A 16,494-nucleotide genomic window follows, 5' to 3' on the forward strand; every position below is an offset into this window, starting at 1 on the left:
ACAGGACGCTGTTGCGCGCGACCGCTCGAAAAAAAGGCCACGCATCGTGATCAATGTGCGGTCCCTGGCGGCGGGGCAGGTGATCGACGGCTTCAAGCTCGAGCGCCAGCTCGAGCCGGGCGGCATGGCGGATTTCTGGCAGGTGTCGCGCGAGGGCGAGAGCCTGCCGCTGATCATGAAGATCCCGCTGCTGCGCCATGGCGAGGATCCGCTCACCATCGTCGGCTTCGAGCAGGAGCAGATGATCCTGGCGCGGCTGTCCGGGCCGCATGTGCCGCGCTTCGTCGCCGCCGGCGATTTCGAGCGGCCCTACATCGTCATGGAATACGTCGCCGGGCGCCCGCTCAAGGTGCTGCTCCAGGACACGCCGCTGCCGGCCGCCGAGGTGGCGCGGATCGGCGCCGCCATCGCCGAGGCGCTGCACAGCATCCACCGCCAGCACGTCACCCATCTCGACCTCAAGCCGAGCAACATCATCCTGCGCGACGACGGCACCGCCGTGCTGATCGATTTCGGCCTGTCGCGCCACGACCAGCTTCCCGACCTGATCGCCGAGGAGTTCGACGAGCCGGTCGGCACCGGCGGCTACGTGGCGCCCGAGCAGGTGCGGCGCTACCGCGGCGATCCGCGCAGCGACATCTTCTCGCTCGGCGTCACGCTGTATTTCCTGGCGACCGGGGAACGGCCCTATGGCGAGCCGGAGCGCGAGGCGGAATGGCGCCGAAGGCTGTGGCGCGACCCGTACCCGCCGTCGCGCTGGAATCCGCTGGTGCCGCCGTGGCTGCAGGAGATCATCCTGCGCTGCCTGGAGATCGACGCGGACGCCCGCTACTCCTCGGCCGCGCAACTGCGCTTCGACCTGCAGCATCCGGACGGCGTCGGCCTCACCGAGCGGGCGGCGCGGCGCGACCGCGACGGGCCCCTCGCGGTGCTGTCGCGCTGGCTCAAGCAACGCAACGCGCCACCGCTGCGCAAGCGCAGCATCGCCGGCGTGCTCGACCGCTCGCCCATCGTGATGGCGGCGATCGACCTGTCCGCCGCCGACGATCTCGGCGACACCATCGCGGCGGCGCTGAAGCGTGTGCTCGCCACCGTGCCGGACGCGCGGCTCGCCTGCGTCAATGTGCTCAAAATTTCCCGCATCGCGCTCGATCCGATGGAGGACGCACATGGGCGGAATCCGCATCTGCAGAGACTGGTGGAATTGAAGCACTGGGCGCGGCCGCTGCCGGTCGACCCCGATCGCGTCACCTATCACGTCTTCGAGTCGCCCGATCCGGCCTCGGCCATCGTCGAATACGCCCGCAACAACAATGTCGATCACATCGTCATGGGGGCGCGCGGCTCGTCGCCGCTGCGGCGGTATCTCGGCAGCGTCTCGGCCCAGGTGGTCGCCCAGGCGCCCTGCACCGTGACGGTGGTGCGGCGCTCTGTTGCGACCGGAGACGTGCCCCCCGCCGGCGCGTGAGTCGACGCCGCCGCGATCTGCGGAACGGGTGTCGAGGGCGGAGGTTGTCTCCACACAGGGCGAACGCACGGCCCTGATTCGTTCATCGATGGAGGCATTCCGAATGTTCCGCAACCTCGTAGCCGTCGCGGCCGTGACCGGGCTGATGATGACCACCGCTGTCGCTCAGTCCCCGGTGCCGTCTCAGATGGGCTCCGGCAGCACCACATCCAGCGCGGCAGCCGGCAGCGTCATCACGCAGCAGGGCCCGAACCAGTGGCTCGCGTCGAAGTTCATGGGCACCGACGTGCTCGGCACCGACGACGCCAAGATCGGCGACGTCAGAGACGTGCTGTTCGACAAGCAGGGCAAGGTCGATGCGCTGATCGTCGGCGTCGGCGGCTTCCTCGGCATCGGCGAGAAGGACGTGGCGCTGCCAGTCTCGACGTTCCACGTGATCGCCGCCAAAACCGGCAAGAACACCACGAGCTCCGACATGCTCCGGCTGTCGATGACCAAGGACCAGCTCCAGCAGATGGCAGAGTTCAAGTCGATGAGCTCGACCGCCACCACCACGGGCTCCGGCGCATCGAGCACCGGCGCCAGCACGACGCCGCGGACCAATATGGGCAGCGGCTCGGGCGCCGCGACCGGTACGCCGAACCGCTGATCCCGGTATTTCTTCTGACGGCGAACGGCCCGGAGCTTCTCCGGGCCGTTTTCGTGATCGACGTTTGTCGCGACGGCATCGCGCGGCATCGCTCCGGGCGGTTGCGCCCGGGTCGGTGAACGCGGCACAAAGGCGCGATGACGCTCCTCCGCCCCGATTCGTCCCTGGTCCGCGAGGTCCGGCCGTCGCCGAACCACGAAGCGCGGGTCGGTGCCGGCCGGCCCGATATTCTGCTTCTCCACTACACCGGCATGTCCAGCACGGCGGAGGCGCTCGACCGGCTGTGCGATCCTGCCGCCAAGGTGTCGTGCCATTATGTCGTGCGCGAGGATGGCACCGTCGTGCAGATGGTGGCCGAGGCGCGGCGCGCCTGGCACGCCGGCGCCTCGTGCTGGGGCGGCGACACCGACGTGAACTCCCGCTCGATCGGCATCGAGATCGCCAATCCGGGCCATGATTTCGGCGCGCCGCCGTTTCCGGACGTCCAGATTGCGGCCGTGATCGCGCTGGGTCGGGACATCGTGGTGCGACACGGGTTGCGGGCCGACCGCGTGCTCGCCCATTCGGACGTCGCGCCCGAGCGCAAGCGCGATCCCGGCGAGGTCTTTCCGTGGGACCGGCTGGCGCGCGCCGGGGTCGGCCTGTGGGTGCCGCCGGCGCCGCTCGATACGGCAGGGCCGGGGCTCGCCGCCGGCGACGGCGGACCGGCGGTCGCGGCCCTGCAGGCGGCGCTCGCCGACTACGGCTACGCGGCGCCGCGCGGCGGTGCGTACGATCCGGCGACCGCCGTCGTGGTCGCGGCCTTCCAGCGCCATTTCCGTCCGGCACGGGTCGATGGCCAAGCGGATGCCTCGACCCTGACGACGATCGGCGCCGTCATTGATAGGCGTGATTCACTTCTTGAGCCCCGTGTCGGTTGATCCGATTGCGCCGGCCGCATGGCCGATTACGTCCGTTCATTCAAATGTCGGTTGTTGCGCTGCGGTATTGTCCGCAGAGTGTTTTCTCTGTAGATTTACGTATCTGCTTCGATGGTTTGTCGATGAAGGAGTGAATCGATGTCTGAGAAAACCCCGCGTGCCGACGTCCTCAAGGCTGGCGAGACGGCCGGTCGGATCCAGAAGGGCAATGTGGTCTCCCGCGCCGTTCGGGCCGTGCTGGATTCGTCCTACAACACCTACTTCATGCCGCGCATGTGATCGTGCCGGTCGCTGTCGGTCGGGGGCGCACCAACGGTGCGACCCCGGAATCCAGCGACCGGTCCCGGACTTTGTCGGCTTGGCTGGAGTTCGGGGTCCGGCGCGTTGCGCCGGCCCGGAATGACCACCCCGACGCCACCGGTCGGTCAGGCCGACAATTCCGCCGTCCGTCCGTCCGGCCGCTTCGCCCGGGTGCTCCATGGCGCATCGGCGAACCGCTCCACCAGAAAATCGATGAACACCCGCACCTTGAGCATGCGGTGGCGGCCCTGCGGGTAGACGGCCGACACCGGCACGGGCTCGACCATATGGTGCTCGGTCAAGAGCGGCACCAGCTCGCCGCGGCGCACCGCATTGCCGACCAGGAGATCGCTGAGGTGCACGAGCCCGGCGCCCCCGATGGCGAGCCGCAGCGCCGCCTCGGCGTCGTCGACCACGAGCCGGCCGCGCGCCTCGAAGGTCTTGATCTCGTTGCCGTCCCGAAACGGCCAGTGATTGATCGAGGGCACCGAGCTGAGCACGATGCAGTCGAGGCCGTCGAGCTCGGCGGGACTTTGCGGCACGCCGCAGCGCTCGAGATAGCGCGGCGCCGCGAAGATGCCGCGCTCCGTGTAGGCGAAGCGGCGGGCGACCAGCGAGCGGTCGGCGATCGGCCCGATGCAGATCGCCACGTCGGCATTCTCGACCAGATTGTCGACCCGGTCCGTCACCGTGATGTCGATCTCGATCTCCGGATGGCGGGCCAGGAAGTCGGGCAGGGCGGAGGCGAGCTCGTGCAGCATGAAGGCGCTGCCGGTGTTGAGCCGCAGCTTTCCGCGTGGCGTCGTGCTGGCGCGGGCCACCTCGGTCTCGGCGTCGTCGATGGCGCCGAGGATGTCGCGGGCCCGCACCAGATAGGTCTCGCCCTCCGGCGTCAGCGCCAGCCGGCGCGTGGTGCGGTGCAGCAAACGAACGCCCAGCCGGTCCTCCAGACGCGACACCAGCTTGGAGACAGCCGACGGGGTGAGGCTGAGATCCTCGGCCGCCGCCGAGAAGCTGCCGCGCTGGACCACCTGCACGAAGGCCCGCATGTCGCTGATCTGGTCCATCACTCGGTCCTGGAATTCCAAGATCGTTTTCTCACGACCCTGATTATGTTTTCTGAATATTCCAATAGAGTGCGGGAGACAACAACGCTAGAGGGTGACCCCCATGTCGACCACTGAACGTCGTGCCAGCGCCTCCGCCTCGGAGAACCGCAGCCGGCCTGCCGCCGCCGAGCGCGGCCTGATTCATCGCCTGCTCGGCCTCTTCGCAGGTGCTCACTACGACACCGTCGCGGCGCGGAAGAACCCGCGTCCGATCCAGACCTGGACTCCCAACGGCTGGTGCTGAGGACGCGCTGCGCCATCGGTGCGGCCAGGCCGGACGACTGCCCCGCTCCGGTCGACAGGCCGGCCGATCGAAAAGCCCGGTGGTTCCCCCCACCGGGCTTTTTCGTATTGGGGGGCTGCGATTCGGCCCGGCATGCCGGCGCCCCGGGCGAAAAGTTCGAATCAGGATTCGCTGGTGAGTTGATGCTGCGATGCAACATTGCGGGATTAGCCCGTTGCACAGTTTTTCGTTTCGATAAAAGGCAATCGAACGAAATTCGATCCCTAGAATCCAAGATCGATTTCCATCCAAGCCGATTATCAACTCAGCGCGCGTGAATATCATACAAATCGTGGTCATTCGAGAAGGAGAACCACCATGCACCCCCGGTATCCTCTCTCTCACGCGGCGGCGCAGGGCCTGACTCAGGGCGCCCGGTTCGATCGACCGATCGGGCTCGCGAGCCTGGCGAAGGCCGGCTACTGCGCGGCCGGCGAGTTCTTCCGCGACTCCTATCGGGCCGCGCAGTTCACGCCGTCGCCCTTGCGGGTCCGCCAGAAGCTGGCGCCGCCCCGCATCCTCGGGCGGGCGCTCTAAGAACCCCCGGCGTGCCGGTTTGGGGAGGCGGGCCTTGACGTCGCGATCCCGCCTCCCCATTCCTGGTGCGTCAGTCGGCTGGACGGCCGTCCCGACCAAGGCCGAAAGGCGGTCGGGGAGGAAAGTCCGGGCTCCATGGACATGCGGTGCCGGATAAGGTCCGGCGGGGGCGACCCCAGGGATAGTGCCACAGAGAACAGACCGCCGTCGGCAGCGTTGCGTATCGCCGTCGGCAAGGGTGAAACGGTGCGGCAAGAGCGCACCGCGTTTCCGGCAACGGAAGCGGCACGGTAAACCCCACCGGGAGCAAAACCGAATAGGGACGGCGTGGGAGCGCAAGCTCCCGGATCGATGTCCGGATCCAGCCGTCCGGGTAGGTCGCTAGAGGCGCCGGGCGACCGGCGTCCCAGAGGAATGGCCGTCGCGCGGAGGGTTTCGCCCTCCGCCCTACAGAACCCGGCTTACAGGCCGGCTGATCGTTTGGGGCCCGGGCGGGAAACCGTTCCGGGCCCCGCCCGTTTCGGAGAGCACCTGATCGACTGCTGGCGACAGCGCTACGGGGTGCACAGATTTCGTCTTGTCGAGACGATCCGGTCGTACGGCGAAGAGCGCATCTGACCCACCGTGGTCATCGCCGGGCTTGACCCGGCGATCCATCATTCTGCGAACAAAGCGTTTTTGCGAAACCTGATGGATGCGCGGGTCGAGCCCGCGCATGACGCTCTCATGCATCGCGAGCGATGTGGCATCCCGTAGCGCCCGGTGTCGGACAGGCGGCTGCCGCAGCTTCGGCATCTCGGGCCGCGGATCGACGCCTCAATGCTCCGCCACGGCCGGAATGCGGGCGAGCCGCGCCGGCAGCTCGGCCATGATGCGGCGGCGCTCGTCGTCCGTGAGTTCGGCCCACCCCGCGATCTCGCCGAGCGTGCGCCCGCAGCCGACGCAGACATTGCAGGCGCGGTCGACGGTGCACACCTTGCTGCACGGCGTCTCGATCGCCATCGCCCCACCCTCCGGTTCCGAAAACCATAGACGATCGCGCGAGCCCTGTCCGCTCCCACACGCGGGAACGTCCGGCCGATCCCCACGTTCACTCCACGGCGGTAGCGGCCAAGGAGGCATCATGATGCGCAATCGGATTCTGGCGGCGGGACTGGCCTTGGCGGCGTTCGGTCCGACGTTCGCATCGGCCCAGAACGATCCGGCCGGCGGCGCCGCCGACATGGTGCCGGACCGGCCGCCGGCGGAAGTCCGGACCTATGTGATGCACGAGCGGGTGCCGTCGGTGGCCGTCGCGGAGCTCGTGGCGATCGGCGAGCCGCTGCCGCCGCGCGTCCCGATCCAATCGGTGCCTCAGCACGACGGCTATTCCTTTGCGGTCGTCAACGAGCGCCGGGTGATCGTCGAGCCGCGCAGCCGCCGGGTGATCGAGATCTACGACTGACGCACGCCCGAGCGAATATCGCTCCCGTCGTCATGGCCGGGACAAGCGCGGGCATGACGATGCGGAGATCGGTATCAGAGATGAAACGCCCGCCGAGACAGCTCTCGGCGGGCGTTTTTCTGTGCTTCAAACCCAGCGCCGTAGGCCGCAATGAGCGCAGCGAATTGCGGCGAAGAAAGACTCCCGTCGATTAGGCGCGTCGGCGCCCGCACCTTTGCGGTGCAATTCGCTTGCGCTCATCGCACCCTACGAACCGACGCGGGGCGCCGCCTCACATCTTCCGATAAGCGTCGATGACGGCCTGGCCCTCGGGGCCGGCCTTCTTGAGCCAGTCGGCGGTGAGCTGGTCGCCGACCTTGTTCAGCCCCGCCTTCAGGGCGTCGCTCGGCGGCAGCACCTTCATCTTGTTGGCGGTGAGCTGCTCCAGGTACCAGGTCGCCTTCTCCTCGGCGAGCTTCCAGCCGCGCTCCTCGGCGACCGCGGCGGCCTTCAGCACCGCCTCCTGGGTCGGCTTGTCGAGCGCTTCGAAGGCGGCCTGGTTGACGAAGGTGATGTTCTTCGGGATCCAGGCCTGCGTGTTGTAGTAGTACGTCATCGTCTCCCAGGCCTTGCTGTCGTAGCCGGTCGAGCCCGAGGTCATGAAGGCGTTGACCACGCCGGTCGCCAGCGCCTGCGGCAGCTCGGCCGCCTGGATGGTGACGGCCTGGGCGCCGACCAGATCGGCGATGCGCGCCGTGCCGACATTATAGGCGCGCCACTTCAGGCCCTTCATGTCCTCGACCGTGTTGATCTCCTTCTTGGCGTAGATGCCCTGCGGACCCCACGGCACCGCGAACAGGAGCTTCAGCCCCTGGGCGGCGAGGCGCTTCTCCACGGCCGGGCGGCTGGCCTTCCACAGCTTCAGCGACTGCGGATAGCTGGTTGCGAGGAACGGGACCACGTCGATGCCGAACATCGGGTCGTCGTTCTCGTGCAGCGAGACGATGACCTCCCCGGCCTGGGCCTGGCCGGTCTGCACGGCGCGCTTGATCTCCGGCGCCTTGAACAGCGAGGCGTTGGCGTGGACCGTGATCTGCAGCTTGCCGCCGGTCGCCTCGCCGACATCCTTGGCGAAGGCGAACAGGTTGACGCTGTGCGGATTGTCGGTCGGGTAGGCGGCCGGCAGGCTCCACTTGGTCTGGGCTGCGGCCGGGCCCTGCATCGCCAGGGCGGCGACGCCGGCGGCGAACGCGAGTGTCGCGAACGTACGGATCATCGAGGTCCTCCGTTGAAAAAAGATCAGTCCGGGAAAGCGAGGCGCGGCAGCACCATCACGATGTCGGGAAACACCGTGATGAGCGCGACCGCGACGACCAGCAGGAAGAAGAACGGCAGCGAGGCGCGGGCGACCGTGTAGGAGTCCTTGCCGCTCATGGTCTGCAGCACGAACAGATTGAAGCCGACCGGCGGCGACACCTCCGCCATCTCCACCACCAGCACGACGAAGATGCCGAACCAGACCAGGTCGAAGCCGGCCTGCTTGATCATCGGAATCACCACGGCCGTGGTGAGCACGATCATCGAGATGCCGTCCAGCGCGGTGCCGAGCACGATGTACATCACGGTGAGCGCCGCGATCAGGGCGAAGGGGGAGAGGTTCAGGCTGCCGACCCATTCGGCGAGCGCCATCGGGATGCCCGTATAGGCCATCGCGGTGGAGAGATAGGAGGCGCCCGCGAGGATCAGCATGATCATGCAGGTGACGCGGGTCGCCCCCATCACGCTGGTCCAGAACGATTCCCAGGTCAGCGCGTCGTGCCACCAGGCGATGGCGAGCGAGCCGAGCACGCCCCAGGCGGCGCATTCGGTGGCGGTCGCCCAGCCGAGCATCAGCGACAGGAAGACCAGCAGGATGAGCAGCGCCAGCGGGATCAGCTTGGCCGACTCCTCGAGCTTCTGCGCGAGCGGCATCGGCGGATCGGCCGGCGGCGTCTTCTCCGGGTTCATCAGCGACCATACGATCAGGTAGCCGCTGTACAGCGCCATCACCACGAAGCCGGGCAGGAAGCCGGCCAGGAACACCTGGATGATCGAGACGTTCGCCGCCACGGCGTAGACCACCATGGTGATCGAGGGCGGGATCAGGATGCCGAGCGTGCCGGCGCCGGCGAGCGAGCCGAGGCTGACCATCTCGTCGTAGCCGCGCCGCTTGAGCTCGGGCAGCGCGATCTTGGCGACGGTCGCACAGGTCGCGGCCGAAGAGCCGGACACCGAGCCGAAGATGCCGCAGGCCAGCACGTTCACGTGCATCAGCCGGCCCGGCAGCCAGTTCAGCCATGGGGCGAGCCCGCGGAACATCTCGTCCGACAGCTTTGTGCGGTACAGGATCTCGCCCATCCAGATGAACAGCGGCAGCGCGGCGAGCGACCACGACGCCGAGTTGCCCCAGATGGTGGTGGCGAGCACGCTGCCGGCCGGGATGTTGCCGCCGACGAACTGCATGCCGACCCAGCCGGAGGCCATCAAGGCGACGGCGATCCACACGCCGCCGGCGAGCAACGCGGCCAGCAGGAGCAGCAGCAGGGCTGCGATCTCGAGAAGTTCCATGGTTCAGACGCCGCTCTGGATCGCCTGCTCGACGACCTCTTCGGCGGTCTGCGGCTTCGGCTTCTCGTAGCGCGGCTCGCGGCCGCTCGCGACATAGACGAGCTCGTCGACGAAGGCGATGGCGAGGATGACGAGTCCCGACGTGAAGCCGAGCTGCGGGATCCACAGCGGGATCGCCAGCACGCCCTGCGTCATGTCGCCGAAGCGCCACGAGTACCAGGTCATCGTCACGGCATTCCAGGCGAAAAAGCCGACGAAGCCGCAGCCGACCACCAGCGAGCCTACCTCGAAGGCATGCTTGGTCTTGCCCGACAGCGTGTCGATCAACAGGCCGACCCGGATCATCTCGCCGGTGCGGAACGTGTGGGCGAGGCCGAGAAACGCCATCGCCGCCATGCACCACGACACGATGTCGTCGCCGCCCGCGATGTTGATGCCGAGGGGGCGCCCGGCGGACAGCACCATCATCAGCACGAAGATGAGCACGAGAAAGCCGCCGGCGAGCCAGCCGGCGACGAGATAGAGGGTATCGAGCGCGGTGCGGATCATGGCGTCCCGTTGAGGATCACGACGAGGTTGTGGCGAGCGGGACCTCATCCTAATCCGTGCCGGCCGGTGCCTCCAAGGCCCGGTCGTCGCGTCGTCGTACGAGATCTCGGCGGCGGCCCTCTGCCGGGCCGCTGGTACCCGGCTGGGCCAGCAAGATTCGCGCCATGGGGAGGCCGGAGCCGTCGATCATGGCGGCCGATCGTATATAGCAAAGCCGTCATTCCGGGACGCGCGCGTCAGCGCGCGGGCCCGGAATCCATACGCCCGGTGACGATTCATCTCGAAACAGGGGGTATGGGTTCCGGGCTCGCTGCTGCGCAGCGCCCCGGAACGACGAAGGTCACGGTCGCGCCGCTCACCGCGCCGCGGCCTTGCCCCGCTGCGGTGCGAGCAGGCCGAGATCGATGGCGTAGCCCATCGCGTGATAGCCGGTGCGGTTGGGATGCAGGCGATCGCCGCGTCCGCCCGTCGTGCTTTCGGGCACCATCTCCTCCTTGAGGCCGCCGCTCGCCGGATCGAGGGTCGCGGCGTCGAAGTCGACCACGGCGTCGAACAGGCCGGGCGTGCGCATGTAGTCGTTCAGCGCCTTGCGCTTGTCGTCCTGCTCGATGAAGCCGTGCGCCGGGCTGTTGCTGCCGAGCGCCGACGTCACGGTGGCGGCGATCAGCTTGATGTCGGGGCGCTCCTTGCGCAGGCGGGCCACCATCTCGCCCATCACGGTCTTGACGGTTTCGGCGCTCGCATTGCCGTTGCGGCTGAAGTCGTTGGTGCCCTCGAGCCAGATCAGCGTCGAGACGCCGGACAGCGCCAGCACGTCACGGTCGAGGCGCGACTTGGCGCTCGGGCCGCCCGGGAACGGCTTTTGCGGGCCGTACTCGGCAGGTCCCGCGATCTGGTTGCCGCCGATGCCGGCATTCACCACCGCGATGCGGTTGCCGTAGACGGCCTTCAGCCGGCGCGACAGCACGTCCGGCCAGCGGTCGTCGCCGTTCATGGTCGAGGCGGTGCCGTCGGTGATCGAGTCGCCGAAGGCGACCACCGCGACGCTGTCGGCGGGGGCGCGCATCTCGACGGCGTCGAGGAAGAACCACGAGGCGGTGGCGTAGGGGAATGCCGCTTCGGCCTCCTCGCCGCCGTGGGCGCCGCTGCCGGGCGGGCTCACATAGGAGGTCTGCAGCGCCTTGGCGTGCCAGGTCATCGGCCCGCTCGCCCCGACGACGTGGAAACTGACTGCGAGCTTGCGGCCGGCCAGCAGCGGATCGGCCGGATCGCGCACGAAGGCGAGCTTGACCGGATCGCTCCACACCGAGGCGCCGGGCGCCACCGTGACGCTCGGCTTGCCGCCGAACGTGACCGGGCGGTTGCTGCCCTTCACCAGCGCCGGCCCGCCGAGCTGCAGCCCGGCAAAGACGCCGTCGAACGTCACCGGCTTGGTCCCGAAGGCGTTGGAGAGGCGCAGCCGCGCCTCGCGGCCCCAGATGTCGGGCCGCACGACCATCCGCAGGGTCTGGTCGCGGGCGCCGGCCTCCTCGGACGGGAAGGCGAAGCGCTGGTCCGGCTGGGCCGACGGGTTGCCGACCGGGTAGGGGCCCTGCACGGAGCCGACCCAGCTCACCACCCATTTGGCGCCTCCGCCGCGCTGGGCGGCGGCGGGCTGCGACACCACGACGAACAGCGACATGACGACGAGCGACGACAGGATCAGGCCGGCGAGCCTGCGCATTGGCTTATCCCCGCAACGGTTTTTGATGACGGCGTGCCGGGCGGCACGGCGCCTTTCCAGGGTTGGGCCCCGGCACGAGGGCGGGCGCGTCGTTGTCCGGCCGGTCGGGGCAGGCCGGAACTATAAGGGATCGCCGCCGGGCCCGATATCGCCGCCCTCGCCCGGCAATTCGAAATTTTTCCTTAACGGTCCACAAACCATAGTCAGCCCGGAGAATCCCCGGGCTGGAGCACCGCCATGGTTTCGCGCGCCGAACGCACCTGGTTCGCCGACTGGTGGTGGACCGTCGACCGCCTGCTGCTCGCCGCGCTGGCCGCCCTGATGCTGGCCGGCATCATCTTCTCGCTCGCCGCGAGCCCCCCGGTCGCCAATCGGCTCGGCCTCGACGCCTTCTACTTCGTCAACCGCCACATCATGTATCTGGCGCCGGCGATCGCCGTGCTGCTCGGCATGTCGTTCCTGTCGCCGCGGGCGATCCGCCGGATCGCCCTCGTGGTGTTCTTCGTCAGCCTCGGCCTGACGGCGGCGACGCTCTTCTTCGGCGCCGAGGTGAAGGGGGCGCGGCGCTGGATCGTGATCCTCGGCGTCAACATCCAGCCGTCCGAGTTCGTCAAGCCCGCCTTCGTGATCCTGGTGTCCTGGCTGTTCGCCGAGTCGTCGCGCAAGACCGACGTGCCGGCCAACACGCTCGCCGTCGCCCTGCTCCTCTCGGTCGTCTCGGTGCTGGTGCTGCAGCCGGATTTCGGCCAGACCCTGCTGGTCACGCTGGTGTTCGGCGCACTGTTCTTCATGGCCGGGATGCGCTTCGTCTGGGTGATCGCGCTCCTCGGCGCCGGCGCGGTCGGCGGCATGACGGCCTATGCGACCATTCCGCATGTGGCGCGGCGCATCAAACGCTTCCTCGACCCGGCCTCCGGCGATACGTTCCAGGTCGACGCGGCCGTCGAGTCGTTCGTCAAGGGTGGCTGGTTCGGCCAGGGGCCGGGCGAGGGGACCGTGAAGCGCATTCTTCCGGACAGTCATGCCGACTTCGTCTTCGCGGTCGCCGCGGAGGAGTTCGGCATCGTCGTCTGCCTCGCCGTGGTGGCGCTGTTCGCCTTCATCGTGCTGCGCTCGCTGCGCCGTGCGCAACGCAGCGAGGATCCGTTCGCCCGCTTCGCCGTCACCGGCCTGGCGCTCTTGTTCGGCACCCAGGCGGCCATCAACATGTCGGTCAATCTCGCCCTCATCCCGGCCAAGGGGATGACGCTGCCCTTCATCTCCTATGGCGGCTCGTCGATGATCTCGCTCGCCTACGGCATCGGCATGCTTTTGGCGCTGTCGCGCGAGCAGCCGCGGGCCGAGATGCTCGCCGTGCCGGCCAATCTCGTGCTGGCGGAGCGGCCGGCATGACCGAGCCTACTGGCGCGACTGCCCCCGGCGCCGCTGGGATCGCCACCGTCGGGGCCGCGGTCACCCGGGTCGAGGGCTCGCCCCTGATCGTGGTCGCGGCCGGCGGTACCGGCGGGCACCTGTTTCCGGCCGAGGCGCTGGCCATCGCGCTGGCGGCGCGCGGCGCCGTGGTCGACCTCGCCACCGACGAGCGCGCCTTCCGCTATGGCGGCAACTTTCCGGCTCGCGCCACCCATTTGATCCCGAGCGCCACATTGCGGGGCCGCGACCCCAAGGCGCTGATCAAGACGGCCCTGGTGCTCGGGCGCGGCATCCTGCGGGCCTACCGGCTGTTCGGCTCGCTCGCGCCCAAGGCGGTGGTCGGCTTCGGCGGCTATCCGACGCTGCCGCCCGTGCTGGCGGCGACGCTGCGTCGGATCCCGACCATCATCCACGAGCAGAACGGCATCGCCGGCCGCGCCAACCGGCTGCTGGCGCCGCGCGTCACCGCGATCGCCACCGGATTCCCCAACATCTTCGGCCACGACCCGCGGCTCGCCGCCAAGGCGACCCACACGGGCAACCCGATCCGCCCGGCCGTGATCGAGGCGGCGGCAAGACCCTATCCGGGGCCCGACCAGCCGTTCCGGCTCTTGGTGTTCGGCGGCAGCCAGGGCGCCCGCATCATGGCCGACATCGTGCCGCCCGCCATGGATCTGCTGCCCGTGGTGGTGCGCTCCCGCCTGCAGATCGTCCAGCAGGCCCGCGAGGAGGACCTGTTTTCGGTCCAGGAGGCCTATGCCCGGATGAACATCCCGGCCGAGGTGAAGCCGTTCTTCCGCGACCTGCCGGCCCGCATCGCGTCGAGCCACCTGGTGATCAGCCGGGCCGGCGCCTCGACGGTCGCCGAGCTCGCCGCCATCGGCCGGCCGTCCATCCTGGTGCCGCTGCCGCATGCGCTCGACCAGGACCAGATGGCGAACGCCGGCATGCTGGAGAAGGCCGGCGGGGCGCTGCGAATCAAGCAGGCGGCATTCTCGCCCGAGCGACTCGCCGCCGAGATCGCCCGGCTCTGCGCCGAGCCCGAGACCCTTCCCGGAATGGCCGAGGCGGCCCGCGACATCGGCGTTCTCGACGCCGCCGACCGGCTCGCCGACCTGGTGCTCAAGGTCGCCGGCCTCGCGACGCCGTAGTTTTGCCCCGCCGAATTCGCTAAACCCACCCCGCGGCCGGCCCGGGCGCCTTCACCCTCCCCTGGAGGGGGAGGGTCGGGCGCGTGCAAGGCACGCGCACGGGGTGGGGTGAAGCCACAGATGCCGGCTTCGCCGATCACCCCCTCCCGGTCCGCTGCGCGGACCGACCTCCCCCCTCCAGGGGGAGGTGGGAAGCCGCCGTCCTGTTGCGATCGAGGATTGGGAACACCATGAAGCTGCCGCACGACATTGGACCGGTGCATTTCGTCGGAATCGGCGGCATCGGCATGAGCGGCATCGCCGAGGTGCTGGCTAATCTCGGCTACACGGTGCAGGGCTCGGACGTCGCCGAGAATGCCAACGTCAAGCGCCTGCGGGCCAAGGGCATCAAGGTGGCGGTCGGCCACGCCGCCGGGAATGTCGACGGCGCCGACGTGCTGGTGGTGTCCTCGGCGATCCGCCGCGACAATCCCGAACTGGTCGCAGCGCGCGCGAAACGGCTACCCGTGGTGCGTCGCGCGGAAATGCTGGCCGAGCTGATGCGGCTGAAGAGCTGCGTCGCCATCGGCGGCACCCACGGCAAGACGACGACCACCTCGCTGGTGGCGGCGCTGCTCGATGCCGCCGGCCTCGATCCGACCGTCATCAACGGCGGCATCATCAACGCCTACGGCACCAATGCCCGGCTCGGCGCCGGCGACTGGATGGTGGTGGAGGCCGACGAGTCCGACGGCACCTTCCTCAAGCTGCCGACCGATGTCGCCATCGTCACCAATATCGACCCCGAGCATCTCGACCACTTCAAGACCTACGAGGCCGTGCAGGAGGCGTTCCAGGCGTTTGCCGAGAACGTGCCGTTCTACGGCTTCGCGGTGATGTGCATCGACCATCCGGTGGTGCAGACCATGGTCGGCCGCATCGAGGACCGCCGCGTCATCACCTATGGCGAGAACCCGCAGGCCGACGTGCGCCTCGTCTATCAGGACCACCGCGATGGTCTGTCGCGCTTCTCGGTTCTGTTCCACGACCGGGCGAGCGGCACCGCCCACGAGATCGCCAACCTGACGCTGCCGATGCCGGGCCGCCACAATGCGCTCAACGCCACGGCCGCCATCGCGGTGGCGCGCGAGCTCGGCGTCTCGGACGACCTGGTGCGCAAGGCGCTGGCCGGCTTCTCCGGGGTCGGGCGTCGCTTCACCCGCACGGGCGTCTGGAACGGCGTCACCGTGATCGACGACTACGGCCACCATCCGGTCGAGATCGCCGCGGTGCTGAAGGCGGCGCGCGAGACCGCGTCCGGCCGCGTCATCGCCGTGATGCAGCCGCATCGCTATTCGCGGCTCGAATCGCTGTTCGAGCAGTTCTGCACCTGCTTCAACGACGCCGACACCGTGGTGGTCGCACCCGTCTACCCGGCCGGCGAGGCGCCGATTCCCGGGGTCGATCGCGACGCCCTGGTCGCCGGCATTTTGGCACGCGGCCATCGTCGGGCCGTGCCGCTGGAGGGCCCGCAGGCGCTCGCCGGCGTGGTGCGCACGCTGGCGCTGCCGGGCGACTATGTCGTCTGTCTCGGGGCCGGCAACATCACCCAGTGGGCGCATGCGCTGCCGGCCGAGCTCGCCGCCCTCGGCGCGGCGGCTTGAGGTTTTCGACATGCCCACCTGCGTCGCCGTTCGTCACGTCGCCTTCGAGGATCTCGGGCTGCTCGGGCCGCTGCTGGCCGCACGCGGATTCGACCTGCGCTATGTCGATGCGCCGATCGAGCCGTTGGACGGCTCGTCGCTGATGGCGGCCGATCTGGTCGTCGTGCTGGGCGGGCCGATCGGCGCCTACGAGGAGGACGCCTATCCCTTCCTGGTCGGCGAGCTTGCCGCCATCGAGGAACGGCTCGCGGCGAGGAAGCCGACACTCGGCATCTGCCTCGGCGCGCAACTGATGGCCAAGGCGCTCGGCGCCGATGTCGCGCCCGGCCCGCAGAAGGAGATTGGTTACGCGCCGCTCGCCGTGACCGAGGAGGGCAGGGCCGCCGGCCTCGGCGCCTTTTCTGCGACGCCGGTGTTGCATTGGCATGGCGACAATTTTGCACTCCCGGCCGGCGCGACCCGCCTCGCGTCGACGGCCGCGTGCCTGAACCAGGCATTCGCGGTCGGGCCGACTCTGCTCGGCCTGCAGTTCCACATCGAGGTCGATCCCGAAAGAATCGAGACCTGGCTGGTCGGCCACACGGTCGAGCTGGGCAAGGCCGGCCTCGACCCGCGAAATATCCGCCGCGAGGCCGCGACCGTCGGCAAGGCGACGGCCGAACAGGGCCGGGCGTTTTTGGCGCGGTGGCTGGATGGGGCAATGCCGCTGTGATGTCTGG

Annotated in this window: 17 protein-coding genes and 1 other RNA gene; 12 read left to right on the forward strand and 6 right to left on the reverse strand. The window is 68.8% G+C overall.

Features of this window, described 5'->3' with window-relative positions; translation table 11 throughout:
* Positions 1–46: 46 nt before the first annotated feature.
* From HXX10_RS00960 to HXX10_RS00975, 4 genes are all read left to right on the forward strand, one after another.
* Entirely contained in the window at positions 47–1,468 is a 1,422-nt protein-coding gene (locus HXX10_RS00960; protein WP_367141916.1) for a protein kinase, read from the forward strand.
* 103 nt (positions 1,469–1,571) lie between these two features.
* Entirely contained in the window at positions 1,572–2,117 is a 546-nt protein-coding gene (locus HXX10_RS00965; protein ID WP_296519467.1) for a PRC-barrel domain-containing protein, read from the forward strand.
* A 137-nt stretch (positions 2,118–2,254) separates the two neighbouring features.
* Positions 2,255–3,037 carry an N-acetylmuramoyl-L-alanine amidase gene (locus HXX10_RS00970; protein WP_296519468.1) on the forward strand — a complete coding sequence of 261 codons (783 nt, stop codon included), beginning with the start codon at positions 2,255–2,257 and terminating at the stop codon, positions 3,035–3,037.
* A 138-nt stretch (positions 3,038–3,175) separates the two neighbouring features.
* Positions 3,176–3,316 (forward strand): hypothetical protein, encoded by a 141-nt coding sequence (locus tag HXX10_RS00975; protein WP_296519469.1) that lies wholly within the window; start codon positions 3,176–3,178, stop codon positions 3,314–3,316.
* Between the two features lie 146 nt (positions 3,317–3,462).
* On the opposite strand, the gene HXX10_RS00980 is transcribed toward HXX10_RS00975, so the two are convergent.
* Complete coding sequence (locus HXX10_RS00980) at positions 3,463–4,404, reverse strand: LysR family transcriptional regulator (protein ID WP_296519470.1); 942 nt, start codon at positions 4,402–4,404, stop codon at positions 3,463–3,465.
* A gap of 103 nt (positions 4,405–4,507) precedes the next feature.
* Between HXX10_RS00980 and HXX10_RS00985 the strand changes: the two genes are divergently transcribed.
* The 3 genes from HXX10_RS00985 to rnpB all read left to right on the forward strand — a co-directional run bounded on the left by HXX10_RS00985 (position 4,508) and on the right by rnpB (position 5,746).
* Positions 4,508–4,690 (forward strand): hypothetical protein, encoded by a 183-nt coding sequence (locus HXX10_RS00985; protein ID WP_296519471.1) that lies wholly within the window; start codon positions 4,508–4,510, stop codon positions 4,688–4,690.
* Between the two features lie 357 nt (positions 4,691–5,047).
* Positions 5,048–5,266 carry a hypothetical protein gene (locus HXX10_RS00990; protein ID WP_296519472.1) on the forward strand — a complete coding sequence of 73 codons (219 nt, stop codon included), beginning with the start codon at positions 5,048–5,050 and terminating at the stop codon, positions 5,264–5,266.
* Between the two features lie 70 nt (positions 5,267–5,336).
* Positions 5,337–5,746, forward strand: an RNA gene (gene rnpB, locus HXX10_RS00995) — RNase P RNA component class A.
* A 336-nt stretch (positions 5,747–6,082) separates the two neighbouring features.
* Here the strand turns inward: rnpB and HXX10_RS01000 are convergent.
* Complete coding sequence (locus HXX10_RS01000; RefSeq protein ID WP_296519687.1) at positions 6,083–6,262, reverse strand: DUF1289 domain-containing protein; 180 nt, start codon at positions 6,260–6,262, stop codon at positions 6,083–6,085.
* Between the two features lie 127 nt (positions 6,263–6,389).
* Here HXX10_RS01000 and HXX10_RS01005 point away from each other — a divergent pair, with 127 nt between their 5' ends.
* On the forward strand, positions 6,390–6,710 hold the full coding sequence (locus HXX10_RS01005) for a DUF1236 domain-containing protein (protein ID WP_296519473.1): 321 nt from the start codon (positions 6,390–6,392) through the stop codon (positions 6,708–6,710).
* 271 nt (positions 6,711–6,981) lie between these two features.
* Here HXX10_RS01005 and HXX10_RS01010 read toward each other — a convergent pair whose 3' ends face one another.
* The 4 genes from HXX10_RS01010 to HXX10_RS01025 form a co-directional block, all read right to left on the reverse strand.
* Complete coding sequence (locus tag HXX10_RS01010) at positions 6,982–7,911, reverse strand: TRAP transporter substrate-binding protein (RefSeq protein WP_296519689.1); 930 nt, start codon at positions 7,909–7,911, stop codon at positions 6,982–6,984.
* Between the two features lie 77 nt (positions 7,912–7,988).
* On the reverse strand, positions 7,989–9,296 hold the full coding sequence (locus HXX10_RS01015) for a TRAP transporter large permease subunit (RefSeq protein ID WP_296519474.1): 1,308 nt from the start codon (positions 9,294–9,296) through the stop codon (positions 7,989–7,991).
* 3 nt (positions 9,297–9,299) lie between these two features.
* Complete coding sequence (locus tag HXX10_RS01020) at positions 9,300–9,845, reverse strand: TRAP transporter small permease (RefSeq protein WP_296519475.1); 546 nt, start codon at positions 9,843–9,845, stop codon at positions 9,300–9,302.
* Positions 9,846–10,200: 355 nt separating this feature from the next.
* A complete protein-coding gene (locus HXX10_RS01025) occupies positions 10,201–11,568 on the reverse strand; it encodes a GDSL-type esterase/lipase family protein (RefSeq protein WP_296519476.1) in 1,368 nt (455 codons plus the stop codon).
* Positions 11,569–11,805: 237 nt separating this feature from the next.
* Between HXX10_RS01025 and ftsW the strand changes: the two genes are divergently transcribed.
* The 4 genes from ftsW to HXX10_RS01045 all read left to right on the forward strand — a co-directional run bounded on the left by ftsW (position 11,806) and on the right by HXX10_RS01045 (position 16,487).
* Positions 11,806–12,960: a putative lipid II flippase FtsW gene (ftsW, locus tag HXX10_RS01030; protein ID WP_296519477.1), complete on the forward strand. Its 1,155-nt coding sequence runs from the start codon at positions 11,806–11,808 to the stop codon at positions 12,958–12,960.
* On the forward strand, positions 12,957–14,132 hold the full coding sequence (gene murG, locus HXX10_RS01035) for an undecaprenyldiphospho-muramoylpentapeptide beta-N-acetylglucosaminyltransferase (RefSeq protein ID WP_296519478.1): 1,176 nt from the start codon (positions 12,957–12,959) through the stop codon (positions 14,130–14,132). Before ftsW ends, murG begins: the two co-directional genes overlap by 4 nt.
* A gap of 230 nt (positions 14,133–14,362) precedes the next feature.
* Positions 14,363–15,775 (forward strand): UDP-N-acetylmuramate--L-alanine ligase, encoded by a 1,413-nt coding sequence (murC, locus tag HXX10_RS01040; protein WP_296519479.1) that lies wholly within the window; start codon positions 14,363–14,365, stop codon positions 15,773–15,775.
* A 10-nt stretch (positions 15,776–15,785) separates the two neighbouring features.
* Positions 15,786–16,487, forward strand: a complete 702-nt coding sequence (locus HXX10_RS01045; RefSeq protein WP_296519480.1) for a glutamine amidotransferase — start codon at positions 15,786–15,788, stop codon at positions 16,485–16,487.
* Positions 16,488–16,494 lie beyond the last annotated feature (7 nt).

It is taken from the genome of Rhodoplanes sp. (assembly GCF_013377085.1).
In the GTDB taxonomy this organism is placed as follows: Bacteria; Pseudomonadota; Alphaproteobacteria; order Rhizobiales; family Xanthobacteraceae; genus Rhodoplanes.

Bases quoted from the DNA above. Each gene is read 5' to 3' on its own strand.
- HXX10_RS00965 (WP_296519467.1), top strand. From the start codon at position 1,572: ATGTTCCGCAACCTCGTAGCCGTCGCGGCCGTGACCGGGCTGATGATG.
- HXX10_RS00970 (WP_296519468.1), top strand. From the start codon at position 2,255: ATGACGCTCCTCCGCCCCGATTCGTCCCTGGTCCGCGAGGTCCGGCCG.
- HXX10_RS00975 (WP_296519469.1), top strand. From the start codon at position 3,176: ATGTCTGAGAAAACCCCGCGTGCCGACGTCCTCAAGGCTGGCGAGACG.
- HXX10_RS00980 (WP_296519470.1), bottom strand. From the start codon at position 4,404: ATGGACCAGATCAGCGACATGCGGGCCTTCGTGCAGGTGGTCCAGCGC.
- HXX10_RS00985 (WP_296519471.1), top strand. From the start codon at position 4,508: ATGTCGACCACTGAACGTCGTGCCAGCGCCTCCGCCTCGGAGAACCGC.
- HXX10_RS00990 (WP_296519472.1), top strand. From the start codon at position 5,048: ATGCACCCCCGGTATCCTCTCTCTCACGCGGCGGCGCAGGGCCTGACT.
- HXX10_RS01005 (WP_296519473.1), top strand. From the start codon at position 6,390: ATGATGCGCAATCGGATTCTGGCGGCGGGACTGGCCTTGGCGGCGTTC.
- HXX10_RS01010 (WP_296519689.1), bottom strand. From the start codon at position 7,911: ATGCAGGGCCCGGCCGCAGCCCAGACCAAGTGGAGCCTGCCGGCCGCC.
- HXX10_RS01015 (WP_296519474.1), bottom strand. From the start codon at position 9,296: ATGGAACTTCTCGAGATCGCAGCCCTGCTGCTGCTCCTGCTGGCCGCG.
- HXX10_RS01020 (WP_296519475.1), bottom strand. From the start codon at position 9,845: ATGATCCGCACCGCGCTCGATACCCTCTATCTCGTCGCCGGCTGGCTC.
- HXX10_RS01025 (WP_296519476.1), bottom strand. From the start codon at position 11,568: ATGCGCAGGCTCGCCGGCCTGATCCTGTCGTCGCTCGTCGTCATGTCG.
- ftsW (WP_296519477.1), top strand. From the start codon at position 11,806: ATGGTTTCGCGCGCCGAACGCACCTGGTTCGCCGACTGGTGGTGGACC.
- murG (WP_296519478.1), top strand. From the start codon at position 12,957: ATGACCGAGCCTACTGGCGCGACTGCCCCCGGCGCCGCTGGGATCGCC.
- murC (WP_296519479.1), top strand. From the start codon at position 14,363: ATGAAGCTGCCGCACGACATTGGACCGGTGCATTTCGTCGGAATCGGC.
- HXX10_RS01045 (WP_296519480.1), top strand. From the start codon at position 15,786: ATGCCCACCTGCGTCGCCGTTCGTCACGTCGCCTTCGAGGATCTCGGG.